This is a genomic window from Acidithiobacillus sp. HP-11 (genome assembly GCF_015100075.1).
In the GTDB taxonomy this organism is placed as follows: domain Bacteria; phylum Pseudomonadota; class Gammaproteobacteria; order Acidithiobacillales; family Acidithiobacillaceae; genus Acidithiobacillus; species Acidithiobacillus thiooxidans.
In genome coordinates this window covers 1-15,901 of the sequence record NZ_JACKYY010000021.1, presented here as the reverse complement: position 1 = coordinate 15,901, position 15,901 = coordinate 1, and the positions used below count along the sequence as shown (strand labels likewise).

15 protein-coding genes and 2 pseudogenes are annotated in these 15,901 nt (G+C 52.6%); 11 read left to right on the top strand and 6 right to left on the bottom strand.

Translation table 11 applies throughout. The features are described from left to right. The first annotated feature begins 1,149 nt into the window (after positions 1 to 1,149). The 5 genes from H7F08_RS07900 to H7F08_RS07880 all read left to right on the top strand — a co-directional run bounded on the left by H7F08_RS07900 (position 1,150) and on the right by H7F08_RS07880 (position 4,242). Positions 1,150 to 1,386, top strand: a complete 237-nt coding sequence (locus tag H7F08_RS07900) for an AbrB/MazE/SpoVT family DNA-binding domain-containing protein (protein ID WP_010636975.1) — start codon at positions 1,150 to 1,152, stop codon at positions 1,384 to 1,386. After that, entirely contained in the window at positions 1,387 to 1,809 is a 423-nt protein-coding gene (locus H7F08_RS07895; protein WP_227487839.1) for a type II toxin-antitoxin system VapC family toxin, read from the top strand. 64 nt (positions 1,810 to 1,873) lie between these two features. Further along, positions 1,874 to 3,331 carry a DUF3375 domain-containing protein gene (locus tag H7F08_RS07890; RefSeq protein ID WP_193640261.1) on the top strand — a complete coding sequence of 486 codons (1,458 nt, stop codon included), beginning with the start codon at positions 1,874 to 1,876 and terminating at the stop codon, positions 3,329 to 3,331. A 19-nt stretch (positions 3,332 to 3,350) separates the two neighbouring features. Then, positions 3,351 to 4,022 (top strand): DUF4194 domain-containing protein, encoded by a 672-nt coding sequence (locus tag H7F08_RS07885; RefSeq protein ID WP_193640260.1) that lies wholly within the window; start codon positions 3,351 to 3,353, stop codon positions 4,020 to 4,022. Further along, entirely contained in the window at positions 4,015 to 4,242 is a 228-nt protein-coding gene (locus tag H7F08_RS07880; protein WP_227487837.1) for an ATP-binding protein, read from the top strand. Before H7F08_RS07885 ends, H7F08_RS07880 begins: the two co-directional genes overlap by 8 nt. On the opposite strand, the pseudogene H7F08_RS07875 reads toward H7F08_RS07880, so the two are convergent. Further along, positions 4,231 to 4,419, bottom strand: a pseudogene (locus H7F08_RS07875) (transposase); the annotation flags it as partial. The gene H7F08_RS07880 and the pseudogene H7F08_RS07875 overlap by 12 nt on opposite strands. On the opposite strand from H7F08_RS07875, the pseudogene H7F08_RS07870 reads away from it, so the two are divergent. Continuing rightward, positions 4,418 to 4,615: pseudogene (locus tag H7F08_RS07870) on the top strand (transposase); the annotation flags it as partial. The pseudogenes H7F08_RS07875 and H7F08_RS07870 sit on opposite strands and share 2 nt — an antisense overlap. On the opposite strand, the gene H7F08_RS07865 reads toward H7F08_RS07870, so the two are convergent. The 3 genes from H7F08_RS07865 to H7F08_RS07855 all read right to left on the bottom strand — a co-directional run bounded on the left by H7F08_RS07865 (position 4,604) and on the right by H7F08_RS07855 (position 6,475). Then, the gene (locus H7F08_RS07865) at positions 4,604 to 4,909 is read right to left on the bottom strand and encodes a hypothetical protein (RefSeq protein ID WP_193640259.1); all 306 of its coding nucleotides are present in this window, start codon (positions 4,907 to 4,909) and stop codon (positions 4,604 to 4,606) included. The pseudogene H7F08_RS07870 and the gene H7F08_RS07865 overlap by 12 nt on opposite strands. Then, on the bottom strand, positions 4,909 to 5,631 hold the full coding sequence (locus H7F08_RS07860) for an ABC transporter ATP-binding protein (RefSeq protein WP_010639124.1): 723 nt from the start codon (positions 5,629 to 5,631) through the stop codon (positions 4,909 to 4,911). The genes H7F08_RS07865 and H7F08_RS07860 overlap by 1 nt, the downstream gene beginning before the upstream one ends. 169 nt (positions 5,632 to 5,800) lie before the next feature. Continuing rightward, positions 5,801 to 6,475 carry an HAD family hydrolase gene (locus H7F08_RS07855; RefSeq protein ID WP_031569468.1) on the bottom strand — a complete coding sequence of 225 codons (675 nt, stop codon included), beginning with the start codon at positions 6,473 to 6,475 and terminating at the stop codon, positions 5,801 to 5,803. A 113-nt stretch (positions 6,476 to 6,588) separates the two neighbouring features. Between H7F08_RS07855 and ligA the strand changes: the two genes are divergently transcribed. Genes ligA through H7F08_RS07835 form a run of 4 tightly spaced genes read left to right on the top strand, consistent with a single transcriptional unit; the run spans position 6,589 to position 11,384 of the window. Then, on the top strand, positions 6,589 to 8,622 hold the full coding sequence (ligA, locus tag H7F08_RS07850) for an NAD-dependent DNA ligase LigA (protein WP_031569469.1): 2,034 nt from the start codon (positions 6,589 to 6,591) through the stop codon (positions 8,620 to 8,622). A 52-nt stretch (positions 8,623 to 8,674) separates the two neighbouring features. After that, a complete protein-coding gene (locus H7F08_RS07845; protein WP_031569471.1) occupies positions 8,675 to 9,274 on the top strand; it encodes an OmpA family protein in 600 nt (199 codons plus the stop codon). Positions 9,275 to 9,326: 52 nt separating this feature from the next. Further along, positions 9,327 to 9,953, top strand: coding sequence for a DUF2459 domain-containing protein (locus H7F08_RS07840; protein ID WP_010639115.1), 627 nt, complete (start codon positions 9,327 to 9,329; stop codon positions 9,951 to 9,953). Positions 9,954 to 9,986: 33 nt separating this feature from the next. After that, entirely contained in the window at positions 9,987 to 11,384 is a 1,398-nt protein-coding gene (locus H7F08_RS07835; protein WP_051690455.1) for an MFS transporter, read from the top strand. Here the strand turns inward: H7F08_RS07835 and H7F08_RS07830 are convergent. Further along, the gene (locus H7F08_RS07830; RefSeq protein ID WP_193640258.1) at positions 11,335 to 13,026 is read right to left on the bottom strand and encodes an ArnT family glycosyltransferase; all 1,692 of its coding nucleotides are present in this window, start codon (positions 13,024 to 13,026) and stop codon (positions 11,335 to 11,337) included. The two genes, H7F08_RS07835 and H7F08_RS07830, sit on opposite strands and share 50 nt — an antisense overlap. Before the next feature lie 202 nt (positions 13,027 to 13,228). Here H7F08_RS07830 and H7F08_RS07825 point away from each other — a divergent pair, with 202 nt between their 5' ends. After that, a complete protein-coding gene (locus tag H7F08_RS07825) occupies positions 13,229 to 15,136 on the top strand; it encodes a penicillin-binding transpeptidase domain-containing protein (protein WP_193640257.1) in 1,908 nt (635 codons plus the stop codon). A gap of 104 nt (positions 15,137 to 15,240) precedes the next feature. Here the strand turns inward: H7F08_RS07825 and H7F08_RS07820 are convergent, their stop codons facing one another. Next, complete coding sequence (locus H7F08_RS07820; RefSeq protein ID WP_010639110.1) at positions 15,241 to 15,648, bottom strand: type II toxin-antitoxin system HicB family antitoxin; 408 nt, start codon at positions 15,646 to 15,648, stop codon at positions 15,241 to 15,243. Between the last annotated feature and the right edge of the window lie 253 nt (positions 15,649 to 15,901).

Here is a 15,901-nt window from a genome sequence, read left to right as displayed (position 1 = left end):
GATGCAGGGCCAGCTTGTCTTCCGCAAGGATGGCTCGTCACCGCTTCAGCCTTGGCGCGAGCCTTCGAGAGGTTTCCAATAGCACCAAGCTCGCAGGATGGAGATCTTTCCCTCCATCGCATGAGGACGGCAGCACGCGTTCTGCGGGCATGCTCGGTCACTATTCGAACAGTGCGAGACATCTCCGAGGCGGCTACCTCTCTAATCTCGGGGTCATCACCGACCCCGGACCAATATGTCTGCATGGCGTGCAAAGCAAAGAATATAGCCAGCAGGTTTATGCCTATCATGGGGGCAAAAACGGTGTAATCCCCAGTAACCGCACTGAAGATGCCATGTAGGGCAGACAGGGAACCACACACCCAGATGCCAATCATGGACCTAAATAACCTAATCCCGACCAACCTTTTCTGTTTCGTCATCGTCGTCTCCTTTCTGAAGGGTTGCAGGCGGGGATGTCCCAGGATATCCCCTACAGTGAGGGTATAGATCGGGACCGGGTCAGATAATGATTTGACTTATAAACGCGGGGGTGTAATTGGACAGCCTATACATATAACCAACTGATTATGTTTACCTTGTAGATTTCACGGGTACCGATGGAGTTCCGAGGATTGCTCACACCCGATTGGCGCACTGCACAAGGTCCCGATGGCCTACCAGACCCTCGCCACGCGACTGCGCACGTTGGCTAGGTGGCCGAAGGCTCCAGGTTTATCAGATTTATGTATGTCGAAGGATGCGATTCTGCGGCGCAGAACTTCCTTATATAACATGCACGAAGAGGCTCGTAATAGCGATATTTGCGCTGCAATTACGCTGCACCATGAGACGGGATAGGGCGTGATCACTTGGGATAGGACGGGATATTACTGTGCGTAACATGTTGAGTACAAAGCGTAATGAAAAATGCTTATATTTCAAATATCCGCGAAAAACGTCTGATTTGCATTCGCAATGCGAAGGTCGGGAGTTCGATCCTCCTCCGCTCCACCAACATTCCAAAGCCCGGACATGCTCCGGGCTTTTTTACGCCCGCGAAGGGCCAGCAGTGGCAGGGTTTCACGGGCGCTGCGAATTTTCGGAAATTGCCGTTGTGTCTTGGTAGTATTACAATCGCCGATACCGTAATACGTCAGGAGTCATCAAATGGCAACCACACTCACCAGCAAGGGACAGGTCACCATCCCCAAGCAGATTCGCGACGCACTGAATCTCGCGCCGGGCTGCTCTGTTGATTTCGCGGTCAATCGCGAAGGCGATGTCGTTATTCACAAGGTCGGTGCCCGGCCCAGCCGCAAACCGGATCGCTTCGAGATAGCCCGTGGCAGGGCCGACGTAAAGTGGCGCACCGATGAATTGATGGCCCTGCTGCGCGGTGAATAACTGATTCTGCTGGTCGATACCAATGTGCTGGTCGACGTTCTGGAGGACGATCCGGAATGGGCGGACTGGTCCATCGGCCAGCTACGGGCGCAGTCCAAAATTCATCGCCTGGTCATCAATCCGATCATCCATGCCGAACTGTCGTTGACGTTCTCGACGGTCGAAGCCCTGGATCGCACTGTCGCTGAACTCGGTCTGACGATGCTCGAGATTCCCCGGCCCGCGCTGTTCCTGGCTGGCAAGGCCTTCGTGCGCTACCGCCGGATGGGAGGAAAGAAAAACAACGTGCTTGCCGACTTCTTCATCGGCGCCCATGCTGCCGTGGCTGGCTGCCCCGTGCTGACCCGTGACGGGCAGCGATACTCCACATATTTCTCTGGGGTCAGTCTGGTAAGCCCGGCATCCGGGACGGGCAAGCAATGAATTCAAAAAATCATACTGGAAACTTGCCGATATTGTTTAAGTACGAAAATGAGGTTTGTAATACTTGGTAACTCTCGACTACGCCACCCTTGACGTCCTGCGTAACCATCACCCTGCATGGCGGCTGTTGCGTTCAGATCATGCACCGCTGGTAGCGAGCTTTTTGCATCGGGTATTCGTAGTGCCCAATGAGCGGGTGATGGCAGCGGCGGATTTGGCCGAAGCACTGGAAGATGAGTTGTATGCCTTACGCCTGCATCTGGGTGAGGCTGCATTCCCCAAGCCTGCACTGGAATACCTGAACGACTGGGCAGAACCCGATAAGGGCTGGCTGCGCAAGTTCTACCGCACGGGCACAGACGAGGCGCAGTTTGATCTGACCCCGGCTACTGAAAAGGCTATTGCCTGGTTGACGCAACTCAGTGAACGGCAATTTGTCGGAACCGAATCGCGCTTGCTTACCCTCTTTGACCTGCTCAAGCAGATGAGCGAGGGCAGCGAAGCCGACCCTGCCAAACGCATTGCCGAGTTGCACAAAAAGCGTGACGCCATTGATGCCGAGATTGCAAAGGTGCTTGCGGGTGAGGTATCACTGCTGGATGACACAGCGGTGAAGGACCGTTTTCAGCAATTCATGCAGGGCGCACGCGAGTTACTCACCGATTTTCGCGAGGTGGAGCACAATTTCCGCCAGTTGGACCGCCGCGTGCGTGAGCGCATTGCGCTATGGGAAGGCAGCAAAGGGGCGTTGCTGGAAGAGATCATGGGTGAGCGCGATGCTATTGGTGATTCCGACCAGGGCAAGAGTTTCCGTGCCCTTTGGGATTTTCTGTTATCCAGCCGTCGGCAGGAAGAATTGACCAATCTGCTGGATCAGGTACTGGCACTACCCGCTGTGGCGGAACTGAACCCGGACACCCGGACTCGCCGGGTACACTACGACTGGATGGAAGCTGGTGAACAGACCCAGCGTACCGTCGCCGCCTTGTCCCAGCAATTACGCCGCTTTCTGGATGACCAGGCCTGGCTGGAAAACCGCCGCATCATGGATATTTTGCATGGTATTGAAAGCAAGGCACTGGCGCTCCGCAGCATCGCTCCGACCGGCACGGTGATGGAAATGGCTGCGGCCAGCGCGGATGTTGTGCTGGCGATGGAACGGCCACTGTTCACTCCGGCCAGCAAACCAATGATTACCGAAATCATCCTCCAGGCTGGCGATGAAAACATTGATCCCTCCAGGCTTTTTGAACAGGTCGTCGTTGATAAGGCCCGGCTAACCCGCCATATTCGCAACACTTTGCAAAACCACACCCAGATCAGCTTGCGCGAACTGGTCACTAATCAGCCCTTGCAACAAGGGCTGGCTGAATTGATTGCCTACCTGCAGTTGGGCAGTGAAGTATTCAGCAGCGTAGTGGATGAAGACACGACTGAATCCATCCACTGGCAGACAACAGATATGGAAGGGCAAACACTTATCCGCAGCGCGCGACTACCCCGCGTGATTTTCATGCGCTGAACAAGCATCGAGGCAAGAAATGGAAGTGGAATATTTGAACATAACCCAGGCTACACCGGCTGCTCCGCCTGCTGACTTGTCGGTGCTGTTGATTGGCCTGCTCAAAGGCGTGCTTTACCGTGAAAATGACGAGCGCCAATGGGCCGCACTGTTGCAGCTGCAAGTGCGGGTGCGTGATTATGTGGCAGTGCTCAATCTCGACCTGGTACTGGATGAGGCTGAAGGCTATGCCTTCCTGAAAAGCCGCCCCGAACCCACTGAGGATGACCCCTCCCCGCGTTTACCACGTCTGGTGGCCCGTCGACCATTATCATTTGCCGTAAGTTTACTGCTTGCCTTGCTGCGCAAAAAACTGGCCGAATTTGATGCTGGTGGGGGTGATACGCGACTGGTCCTGTCCCGCGATGACATCGTGGATCTGGTGCGGGTATTTCTGCCCGATGGCCCGAATGAAGCCAGGCTGATTGACCAGATTGAAACCACCATCAACAAAGTCGTCGAACTGGGCTTTCTACAAAAACTCAAAACGGCTGGTGGCGCTACCGCTGGACCAGCCAATTATGAGGTGCGGCGCATTCTGAAGGCCTTTGTAGACGCCCAATGGCTGGCCGAACTGGATGAACGTCTGGCCAGTTACCAGGGGCAACTGGCTGGCAAGACCGGCAGCAGGGAAGAAACTGATCATGAATGACCCACAATTATTGAACCTCGACTTCTGTGCTGATGACACCCTGTCAGGATTCCGGCTGACCAGGCTGGAAGTGTTTAACTGGGGCACCTTTGACAGCCGGGTCTGGACGCTGCAACTGGATGGCAAAAACGGGCTGCTGACCGGCGATATCGGTTCGGGTAAATCCACCTTGGTGGATGCCATTACTACCCTGCGGTTCCTCGCTGTTTTAAGTGGGTAGCTTGAGATCCAGCTTACCCAGTACGAGGTAAGCCATGTTAATAAAATTCTTGTGGGTGCGATAGCCCCGTGCCCTGGATTTGGCGGACTGGAGCAGACTGTTGAAACCTTCCAGAGTGCCGTTACTCAGATGGCTCTCGAACCATCGGAGCACGCCATCCCAGTGATTCATGATGGTCGCCTACACCATCATGAATCACTGGGATGGCGTGCTCCGATGGTTCGAGAGCCAGATCACCAATGGAATTCYRGAAGGTTTCAACAGCCTCATTCAATCCGCCAAGGCCAAGGCTCGGGGTTACCGCACGCACAAGAACTTTATCAACATGGCCTACCTGATCCTGGGCAAGCTGGATCTCAGGCTACCCACTTGAAATGACGAGGAACCAAACAAATATACCAATGGCCTGCCTGCGAAAACCGGGTAAAATTCTCAAAAGGTCTTCAGAAATTATCCGCCAGTAATGGATGAGAAAGCCGGCTACGATAAAAAATGCGGGCAGTAATATCATTGTAAAAACCGCTTGCGACGCCTGTGGCTTAGCCTGGGTGGAAAGTGAAAAGCCGATTGTTATACCCATCCCCATTAAAAATAGGAGGCTACCCAGTATCAGGGTCAGGTTTTCCTGAAACAGCAGGCGCGGGTGGAGACAGCGCCAGATACCCATCAGTTGCTGTCTCTGGTCATTGCCAGGAATCGGCTTTCCGCTTCTCCGGGCTGTAAGGTTTCGCGGGGCCACTCTGCAATTATCCGGCCGTGGTGGAGTACCAGAAAACGCGAACAAATGCGTTCAAGATCAGAAACAATGTGAGATGAGAGCAGTACGGCAGCTTCATGCTCCAGGGCGTGCTCCTGCAGCAGGGACAGGAAATCCTGACGTGCCTGTGGATCCAGTTGAGACACAGGTTCATCAAGAATTAGTAAACGCGGGCGGTGGCGCATGGCTAGGACAATAGCCAGACGTTGTCTTTGTCCACCCGAAAGTTCCTGGACTTTTTTGCTGGAGTCCAGATCAGCCCAGTCTTCGAGTTTTTTCCAGTGGCGACCGGAAGCAGGATAGAAGCCCGCAATCAACTCAAGAAGTTGCTTGACCCGCATCCAGGAAAAACCACTGAATTCCTGGGGAACAAAGCCAGTCTGAATGCGGTTTTGGGTATCCAGTTGCTGGATATCCTGACCGAATAACTCAATGTCACCAGTATTGGCGAGAATGAGCCCGATAAGACAGGTCAGCAGGGTACTTTTGCCGGCACCATTGGGACCCAGTAACGCCACGATTTCCCCAGGATATAAGTCCAGAGAAATCTCCCTGAGTATTCGTGCTTCTCCATAAAATTTGCCAACAGTTCTGCAGCGTAATAAGGCTGTGTCCTGCCCGGAAGGATTCATAGGCGTACACTCACCCGATTAGTTTCGGGAGTTGCGAAAGTTCTCCCGTTTTACCGATATGGGGCGCTGATCGGAAATAGGGCATTGCGGCTCCTGATCCGGTTTTTACCGGTTAACAGTTTAATAATGGACTAATGCTAGCACCATAATATGACAATTTGATGAACGTCTATTGATCATGTAAAGAAAGAATCGGCCATCCTTTGCTTGTGGCATGGGCACGCAGGCGTTCATCGGGGTTCACGGCAACGGGGAAATCGACGGTTTCCAAAAGCGGCAAATCATTGTAGGAATCACTGTAAAAGGTGCTGCCTTGCAAGCTTCGCTGCCAATCCAGTTGCTGCTCTTGCAACCAGTGACGCAGGCGTTCGATCTTTCCCGCCTGGAAGCAGGGGGTGCCGACCGTTTTGCCCGTAAATTCGCCGTCTGTGTTTACTTCGGGTTCGGTAGCCAGGAGGTTTCCAATCCCAAATTCAGTGGCGATGGGTGCGGTCACGAAGCGATTGGTAGCGGTAATAATGACCAGCACATCGCCCTGCTGGCGGTGGTCTTCCACCAAGGCCCGTGCCCGGTTGGAGATCATGGGCAAAACCCTTTCCTGAAGATAATCACGATGCCAGACATCCAGTTGGGCGCGGGGATGGGCGGCTAATGGCGTGAGCTGAAAGTCCAGAAAAGCATGGATGTCCAGGCGCCCGGCCACATAATCGGCGTAAAACTGATCATTGCGGTGATTGAATTCTTCCGCATCGACAATGCCACGACTGCCCAAAAACTCCATCCATGCGTGGTCGGAATCCCCTGTCAGCAGGGTGTTATCGAGGTCAAACAGGGCCAAAGCCATACATTCTCCTTCTGGTTGGTAGTTCAATTATCTGCAAAAATATACCAGAAAGGGCATTCGGGATACGCCGCCCAAAAATTACCCACGCTTGAATTTCAGCAAAGGAGCAATGAGTGGCATCAGCCAATGACAGGGATCTGCAGCGAATTATGCAATTACGCGCGCAACTGAGCGAAGCCAATGCCGCCTACTATCAGAAAGATGCGCCGACGCTCAGCGATCCAGAATATGACGTGCTCCTGCGGGAACTTCAGGCACTCGAAAATCGCTATCCACAGTGGCACAGTGCCGATTCGCCGACGCAAAGGGTAGGTGCAGCCCCCCTCAATCATTTTGCCGAAATACATTATCGTGTGCCCATGACCTCTTTGGACAATGTGTTTGACGATGCGGGTTTTGCAGACTGGTTGGTGCGAGTCTACAAAGGGCTGGGACATGAGCAGGTCAGCATGAGCGCGGAGCCCAAATTTGATGGTCTTTCGGTCAACATCCGCTATGAAAACGGACGATTACTGCAGGCAGGTACCCGGGGAGATGGCAGTACCGGAGAAGACGTCACCAGTAATGTGCGGAGTATTCGCAATGTGCCTTTGCAACTAAAGGGTAAGAATTGGCCGAACATTCTTGAGGTTCGTGGCGAGGTAGTCATTCCGGTCGCGGCTTTTGAGCGTTTAAATGATGAACGTTTACGGAATCATGAAAACCCGTTTGCCAATCCCCGCAATGCGGCAGCGGGAAGCTTGCGGCAACTGGATTCACAGGTCACGGCGCAAAGGCCCCTCGCTTTTTTCCCCTGGGGCTGGGGAGAAGTGAATGCCCCCTTGGCAGAAACCCATCTTGAAGTGTTACAGCAACTGGCCGGCTGGGGATTTGAAGTAACTTCTTACCTTAGTAAGATCGATCATCTTGATGATTGTAGAGAATATTATTTAAAAATGCAGAATTTACGTGAACAAATGCCCTTTGAAATAGATGGCCTGGTGTTTAAGGTGAATGATTTGCATGAACGGGAGCGCCTGGGCTTCACAGCGCGCGCGCCACGCTGGGCTATTGCCTATAAATTTCCGGCGCACGAGGAAAAAACAGTGGTTGAGGACATTCTGGCTTCGGTGGGACGTACGGGCGTGATTACCCCTGTTGCCCAATTGCGTCCCGTGCAGGTGGGTGGAGTGACCGTCAGTCGTGCCAGCTTGCATAATCAGGATGAAGTAGATCGCAAGGATATCCGGGTAGGCGATACGGTATTGGTGCGGCGGGCGGGTGATGTGATTCCTGAAGTGGTCATGGTCATCCTTGAAGCCAGACCGGAGCATACCCAGCCCTGGCAGATACCTGATCATTGCCCGATCTGTGGATCGGAAGTGTTGCGTCTCAGCAACGAAGCCGCGCATCGTTGCATGGGGGGTATTTATTGTCCGGCGCAAAGAGTGGGTGCAATCAGTCATTTCGCTTCACGCAAGGCCATGGATATTCGTGGTCTGGGCGAAAAACTGATTACCCAACTGGTAGATCGTGAACTGGTCAAAACGGTGGCTGATATTTACTCCCTCAATGAAGACGTGTTGTGTGGTCTGGAGCGTATGGCCCGTAAATCGGCACAAAATCTGCTCGCCGAAATTGCAGCTTCGCGGCAAACACAACTTTGGCGCTTTTTGTATGCCCTGGGTATTCGTCAGGTCGGTGAAACGACAGCCAAATCACTGGCTGAGCACTTTGGCGATCTTGATCCGCTGATGACGGCAGATGAGGCACAACTGCAGAATATTCCGGATGTAGGGCCTATTGTCGCCGAGTCCGTCCAGCATTTTTTTGCGCAATCCCATAATCGGGAAGTGATTACGGCCTTGCGCACTGCCGGCCTGCACTGGGAGAAGGTCGCGCCCAAAAGCTCTGGACATTTGGCTGGGCGCATATTTGTCCTGACAGGAACTCTCCCGCAGATGAGTCGGGAAGAAGCCAAGGCGGCCATTGAGGCAACCGGGGCCAAGGTCAGTAGTTCCGTCTCCGCGAAAACCGATTATGTGGTGTTGGGTGCGGATGCGGGCAGTAAGGCAGAGAAGGCAGCCAAGCTGGGCATTACGGTTGTGGATGAAGCGCAGTTGCTGGAACTGTTAAAGGAGTCATACACAACCCTACATATGGATTGAAACTTAGCGGCGCGGCGGCGGTCACAAGGCTATTGCCACAAGGAGAGAAAAAATGCCACGTTTCCGTGTCCGCCTGCCCATTATGCATATGCTATGGATGCTATTGCCTGCTTCCTTGCTTTTGACTGGATGCGCGCAGGAAGTCTCACCCCATCCGGTCGCCCACATACCTGTGCCTTCCCATGTTATAACCCAGCCACCTACCCAGCGTTATGCGGCTCCAGGCGTACAGAGTGAGGATATTAATGGTCCCCTCGGGGGGCGGAACAGGTATTTGTCTGACGCTGAACTGGCCGCCTTACCCTCGCATCTGCGCGTTCATTTTGCTACGAACAGTAGTCAGGTCAATGTCCACGGTCGTCGTATTGCCCTGGATAATGCCCGGTTTTTATTAAAATTCCCCCATGTAGATGTACGTCTGGAAGGCAATTGTGACCAACGCGGTACCCAGGAATACAATCTGGCTCTGGGTAATCGCCGGGCAGAAGCCGTGGCGCGCCTGCTGGAAGCCGACGGGGTATCTGCCAGCAGAATTCAGATGGTTTCCTTTGGTAAGGACAATCTGCTGTGTTACGCCAATGATCCCAAGTGCTGGAAGCGCAACCGGCGCGTGGATTTTGTCTATCATGCCATGTTATCAGACTCCCAATAGTGGTACCGGCAGACGCGTGAGCGCTTGGCGACCAGTTTTTCTGGAGATCGGCATGATGGCCTTCCTGGCCGGTTGTGCAGCCTTACCGCCGGTTTCCAGCCATGCGGCTACAGCAGCTTGTGCCCGCGACAGATCTGAGATCGGTGTTATTGATATAGGCTGGCATACCGGATTGATCATTCCTGCTGATGAAATGCAGGGTGACTTAAAGTTTGTACCGCAGTATTTTCGGGTCAAGCCTCATGACTGGATTTTTGGATGGGGTAACCGGCGCTACTATATGGCCGAAAACCCCAGTGTCTGGGAGGGAATCAGCGCCCTGTTGCCTTCCCATAGCGTGATGCTGATCAGAGCCGTGGAAAATCTGAGTGCAGCAAGCGATCTGCCGGGTGTTAAAGTCCGGTGGTTACCGGTCACTCCGGAAAATCTGCACAGACTGGATAATTATATAGCTGCCTTTCTGACTGTAAACCATACAGACGGGTTGACAGTTGTTGGGGCCGGGCCTTATCCTCGCAGCAAATTTTTTGCCTCGCCGGGTACGTATGATGCTTTTCATACCTGCAATACCTGGACCGTAACCGCTCTGAAAACGGCGGGTTATCCGGTGCATCCGGCGGGGGTAATTTTCGCGGGGCAGGTGCTCAGCCAGCTGAAAACATTGCCGGTCTGTAAATAGCGCTGTTCTGCCCAAATACGTCCGTCGGGGTATATGAAATCAGCAAATACATCTGTTTCGTCCATTGCCGCGCTGAATGACGCCACTCTCGGGCTTTTTCACTTAAAAACCATGTTGACTGCCGGGCTGGGATTTTTTTCGGCAGCCTACGATTTATTTATCATTGGATACGCTTTGGCACTGATTCGTCAGGAATGGCATCCTGATGCCCTGATGATGGGCCTGATTGGCTCCGTTTCTTTGCTCGCCGTACTATTTGGGGCGTATCTGTTTGGTAGAATTGCGGATATTTATGGGCGGCGCAAAATATACGGTATTGAAGCCCTGTTGATGGTGCTCGGCGCACTCGGATCTGCCTGCGCCAATGATATCACCACATTGATTATCTTTCGTTTTATTCTGGGGCTGGGGGTAGGTGGAGATTATCCTTTGTCTTCAGTGATCATGAGCGAATATGCCAATCGGGATAATCGCGGATTGCTGGTGGGTCTGACTTTTTCCTTTCAGGCTTTGGGCGTTTTGATTGGCCCTGGTATTGCCCTGGCATTGTTGGCCGCACAAATTGACCATGATCTGGCCTGGCGCATCATGCTGGGGCTGGGGGCGTTTCCTGCGCTTGGTGCATACTGGATGCGACGCAGCATGCCGGAATCACCGCGTTGGCTGAATCGGGCCACAAAAGCTCCCAACAACGCGGATTCATCGGTTACCTCTCCAAAGCCACTGAGACATTACTGGCGATATTTGTTGGGTACGGCTGGGGCCTGGTTTGCTTTTGATTATGCCTATTATGGTAATACTATTTCGACGCCCATGATTATGCATGCGCTGGCCCCACATGGTGGGCTAATGGCCAATATTGCCTGGAGCTGGATTGTTTTTGCAATTGCTGCAGTGCCGGGATATTTTCTTGCGGCATTCACTCTGGACCGTATTGGTCATCGCCGTCTGCAATTGATCGGTTTTTTTTGCATGGGCATGGCTTTTCTCGCCATTGGCGTGATTCCTGATATAGCCGGGGCATTTGCTCTGTTTATTGCCTTGTATGCCATCAGTTATTTTTTTGCAGAATTTGGCCCGAATACCACTACATTTGTCCTGGCCTCAGAAATTTATCCTGCTCATTTACGGACTACAGCCGCTGGTATTTCCGCAGGGACAGCCAAGGTAGGCGCATTTATCGGGGTGTTTTTATTTCCCATTCTGCTCCAGGCGATGGGCATAGAAAACACCCTTCTGCTTACTTTTTTATTCAGTATGACGGGATTGGCACTGACTTTTTTATTGCCTGAACCTGCCCGCCAAAATTTGGAACAGGTGGCTGGCGAGGAAAATCTGACAGAGCAGGCGTTTTCCACTTCCGCCGGACCCAATCCCGAGATTAACCCGGAGGGGCCTGGTGCTGAAGGGAAACAGCAGATTGCGGGCTGATGCGTAACAAGGTCAAATTTTCGTGATTATATAACTCATAACTGACATAAATGCTTTGGATATGGAGATGATCCGGCAGGCTTCTGCGCATGTCAGAAACATCCCGACTGGGCAAGACCAGATAAAGGGGACTGGGGTTATGACGCAGAATGTTCTGTAATTCCGCCATATGCCTGGGCCGGTGCAAAATCATGTTGCCACGTCCGGCATAAAACAGAAAATTGGGCTGAAACCAATGCCAGGCGGCAATGCTATAGGGTTTATCACCTTGGTACTGACGGATTTTTTCTCCCATGAAGTAAGAAGGCTTCAAAATATTCAATGCTGGCTCGGTGTAGGTCATCAGCGCGAAAGTCAAGGCGGCGGCCCCGGCGGTCAGAGTGATCAACCAGCGTCCAACTTGGTCTTTCCATACCCAAAGCGCGGCAAGGACGGCAGACACGGCATAGGGTAAGCCCAGGTAATAAAGCGAGCCCAGGGGAGGAATTTTTGCCGGCACGATTATAGCGCCGGCATAGACCAGAGCCGCCCCGACGCTGAAAAGTACGGACAAGGACATATATAATCCCCGGCTGCGAAAGGGTATTTCCCCGGACAGGGCCTGGTAAAAGCGTCTTCCGAGAAAAATAAACAGGGGCGGGTAGGCTTCCCAGACATAATTGGGCAGTTTGGTGGCGGAAATACTGAAAAAAATGACCCACACCAATAACCAGCTGAGCAAAAAGGTATCTACAGGATATTGCCGGATCAGTTGCTTGCGTTTGCGCCACAGAGGTCGCAGTGCCTGAGGGAGAAATACGGACCAGGGGAGCAGGGCGAGGGGAATGGTCAGCAGGTAATAAAAAAACGGGCCCTGATGCCCCTGCATTTCAGCATTGTACCGGCTGATATTGGCCCGCAAAAGAAAGCCCAGATCCCATCTCCAGTGGCTTTCTACCCCTACGGCAACATACCAGGGCAGGCCGATCAGCAAAAACAAAGGTAAGCCCCATTGCAGGCGCCCTTCTTTCCATAAATAGGGGAGATTACCGCGCAACAATAAAAAAACCACAATAATCAGCCCCGGAATCAGGAAGCCTATCGGTCCTTCATCCACAGTGGCCAGGGCCATGGCGGCATAACTGAGTAAAATATTGAAGCTGCGTGTCTCCGGGAATTGATAGGCGTGCAAATAGCTGATCAGACTCATGCTGACAAATAAAATCAATAAAGGGTCTGGTACCGCCGCCCGGAAAATGATCTGGCTATGCAAGATAGTGGCAGCCACCAGGCCCGTCAGCAAAGCGGGACCGCTGCCTATCAGACGCCGTGTGGAGACAGTCAGGTACAGGACAAACAGCGCTCCCACCAACACCGAACCCATACGCAAACCCCAGCTGTTCATCCCGAACACTTCCACGCCACCCCACATGAGCCAGTAATTCAGAGCGGGTTTGGCAACGCGCAGGGTCCCGTTGAACAGGGGAAGCACAAAATTATGCTGCGCAAACATTTCCTTGAGCGCCTGGGCATTATTGGGCTCATCAATATCCCAGAGGCTGCCGCTGCCACTATGGTAGGCAAAGAGGATAAAAGCACCCAGAAACAACAGGCCCCATAAAAAATAAAAACGGGACAGACTAAGCGTTTTGTTGAAGGCCATATCAGCAGGCGGTCTCCATGGTAGGGGTCAGCATTGCGGCGCTTATCATATCAAAAATATGGTGCTGATCCTCCATAGCTTACTGCCAAGCGGGTTGCCGGGAACTTTTGCATTGTCTACATATCATATTAAGCTTATACGCCGACTAACTGCTCCAATGCTTTCAGGTAGAACTATTTGTTGTTATTGAACCGTATTGTCAATGGATAGACCCGTAAAATTCCTGCCCGCAGGACGGGCGCGTCTGGTCATCATCTTCCTGTTACTGACTTTTGCAGTTATGTTGATTCGCGATATTTATCTGCAGATTCTGGACCAGTCCACCTTGCGTCAGCAGGGCCAGATGCGCTATTTACGGGCTATTCCTTTGCCAGCCAGTCGGGGAATCATCACAGCCCGTAATGGTGAACCTCTGGCGGTAAATGTGCATGCGGTTACCATCTGGGCAGACCCTGCCATTCTGGATAAACACCACGACCAATGGGCAGAACTCAGTCATGCCCTGCATCTCTCCGAAGCCAGTTTTGCCCGTCGAGTGGCCAGCGGAGGAGCAGATTATGTCTATATTGAACGACAGGTTGCTCCGGAGTTCGGAACGGCTCTACAAAAGCTGCAGGTGCCGGGCATTTATGTACAGAATACTAGCCGCAGTTATTATCCTATGGGCGCGGTGACAACCCCCCTGCTGGGGTTAGTGGATGAGGCACACCAGGGTTCTGCCGGTTTGGAGCGTGGTTACAACACCTGGCTCAGGGCGCATCCCGGAAAGGAACTGGCACTGGTGGATGGACATGGTCAGATAGTGCACGTGGCTAAAGTGCAAAAACTCGCGCATTTTGGTCATCCCCTGCAGCTCACCATTAATCCCCAGATTCAATATTGGGCCTATATTACCCTGACCCGCTCACTGCATCATTTTCACGCCAAAGATGGATCTGCGGTGGTGATGAATGTGCATACCGGACAGATTCTGGCCATGGTCAGTGCACCCAGTTGCAATCCCAATGCAGAGGGTTCCTGCATGGATCCTGCCGACTATACCAATAATGCCGTACATCAGGCCTTTGAACCGGGCTCAGTGATGAAACCTTTTGTGGTGGCAGCCGCCCTGGCGAGCCACAGTGTTCAGCCTGATGCCCGATTCAATGTTTTTCATCCGCTGATAGTAGACGGTTATGCCATCACGGATGATGTGCGCCATCACATCCTGAATATTGAACATATTCTCAAATATTCCAGCTGTATTGGGGCCTCCAAAATTGCACTCAAAACCCCCGAGCAGATTATTTACAATATGTACCGTAGCGCCGGTTTTGGGCGCAAACCCGATCTCGGTTTCGTAGATGCGACTTCAGGGGTACTGCCCAACTGGCATAGCTGGAGTCTGGCGCGCCATGCCACCATTGCCCTGGGTTATGGGGTTAGTGTTACCACCCTGCAATTGGCAGATGCTTATGCCGCCTTTGCCAACGGGGGCTACCATATGCGACCGGAATTGGTCATGGGGCAGGCACCAGTCGCCAAGAGAATTATGCCTGCCTGGGTGGCCAAAAAATTGCGAGTCTGGCTGCAGAGTGTGGCGGAGCCGGGAGGAACAGGTATCTTGGCGGCCATTGAGGGCTATCATGTAGCGGGCAAGACGGGTACAGCCAATATGGCCAATGGTCATGGCGGCTTTTATGGGCATACCACCAATGCCACCTTTGTCGGCTTTGCTCCCGGCAATCATCCCCAACTGGTGATGGCCGTTTCCCTGCGCGGTAGTCATTTCAAATGGAATTTTGGGGGCATAGAAGCGGCACCCGTATTTCGGGTGACCATGCGTCATGCCTTGCAGGAGCTGGATGTGGCTCCTGCCTGCCATCATGGCCCGACCATGCGCATCACCATCAGGCCTGGCCAGAATCTGGCAGAAATTGCCCAGCAGTATCACAGTTCTGTTGCCCATCTCATGCAGATTAATCAGATGACTAATCCGGAAGATATCGACTCGGGCGCATTACTCATGGTGCCCACTCCCAAGGGGGGTAAGCATATTTGCCGTTTTGAGGCGCCACTGGTTTCCAGAGCCCAAGCCGAAATCTGGAGTGAAGGCGGGGGTGGGGCATAGGTGTGATATACACAAACACGACCTGAATGAGCTATGATCCAGCTGAGGCGCCGTACACAACAAATTACGAATACCCCATTTTTGTCGCCCAATTTGTGGCAGATTTAAGAGGCCTCGCGCCGCAATGTCGCCAGTGCGGCGCGAGCTAGAAAACCAGAACGGCTCTCGTGACGGCTTTTAGCCGCCTCGTCTACACGTCGCAGCACTCGTGCAGGCAAAGTAATATTGACTCGTTCCGCCTTGTCAGAGATGAGCGCCGGGTCCACATCCACCAGCGCCCAGATCCAGTGAGCAAACTCCGGATTAGCCTGATGCTCCGTGATGGCTTTAGGTTCTGGAATGTCTCCACTCTCATCAATCTGCACCTCCAGCCACAGTTCGATGGCTTCCTTGGCCATTTGGATGGCTTCGTCCAGGGTATCCCCGGCAGAGAAGCAGCCCGGCAAGTCGGGAACTACTACCCCGAAGGCATGGGTCTCATCCCCGGATTCAATAGCGATTGGGTATCTCATTTGCAGTTGCCCTCTTTAAGTCCTAAAGTTTCACCGTTTTTCCGCGAGGAAAATCGGCATGGTTAACAAAAATGTCGGTCATTAAATATTATTATTTATCTATGAATTATACTTATTTTGGCGCTATTTTGTTACCCTATTTTTCTTGTTTTATTTATTGTGAATCAGCCAGATAACGATGAATAGAACCGCCTTCCGTGATATAATGAGTGATCGTTAACGCTCTGATTATAAAACGCAAGAGGCCCTGTTC

What these genes read in the sequence shown, in the direction of transcription:
- H7F08_RS07900 (WP_010636975.1), top strand. Translation starts at nt 1,150, where the DNA reads ATGGCAACCACACTCACCAGCAAGGGACAGGTCACCATCCCCAAGCAG.
- H7F08_RS07885 (WP_193640260.1), top strand. Translation starts at nt 3,351, where the DNA reads ATGGAAGTGGAATATTTGAACATAACCCAGGCTACACCGGCTGCTCCG.
- H7F08_RS07880 (WP_227487837.1), top strand. Translation starts at nt 4,015, where the DNA reads ATGAATGACCCACAATTATTGAACCTCGACTTCTGTGCTGATGACACC.
- H7F08_RS07865 (WP_193640259.1), bottom strand. Translation starts at nt 4,909, where the DNA reads ATGGGTATCTGGCGCTGTCTCCACCCGCGCCTGCTGTTTCAGGAAAAC.
- H7F08_RS07860 (WP_010639124.1), bottom strand. Translation starts at nt 5,631, where the DNA reads ATGAATCCTTCCGGGCAGGACACAGCCTTATTACGCTGCAGAACTGTT.
- H7F08_RS07855 (WP_031569468.1), bottom strand. Translation starts at nt 6,475, where the DNA reads ATGGCTTTGGCCCTGTTTGACCTCGATAACACCCTGCTGACAGGGGAT.
- H7F08_RS07845 (WP_031569471.1), top strand. Translation starts at nt 8,675, where the DNA reads ATGCCACGTTTCCGTGTCCGCCTGCCCATTATGCATATGCTATGGATG.
- H7F08_RS07840 (WP_010639115.1), top strand. Translation starts at nt 9,327, where the DNA reads ATGATGGCCTTCCTGGCCGGTTGTGCAGCCTTACCGCCGGTTTCCAGC.
- H7F08_RS07835 (WP_051690455.1), top strand. Translation starts at nt 9,987, where the DNA reads ATGAAATCAGCAAATACATCTGTTTCGTCCATTGCCGCGCTGAATGAC.
- H7F08_RS07830 (WP_193640258.1), bottom strand. Translation starts at nt 13,026, where the DNA reads ATGGCCTTCAACAAAACGCTTAGTCTGTCCCGTTTTTATTTTTTATGG.
- H7F08_RS07825 (WP_193640257.1), top strand. Translation starts at nt 13,229, where the DNA reads ATGGATAGACCCGTAAAATTCCTGCCCGCAGGACGGGCGCGTCTGGTC.
- H7F08_RS07820 (WP_010639110.1), bottom strand. Translation starts at nt 15,648, where the DNA reads ATGAGATACCCAATCGCTATTGAATCCGGGGATGAGACCCATGCCTTC.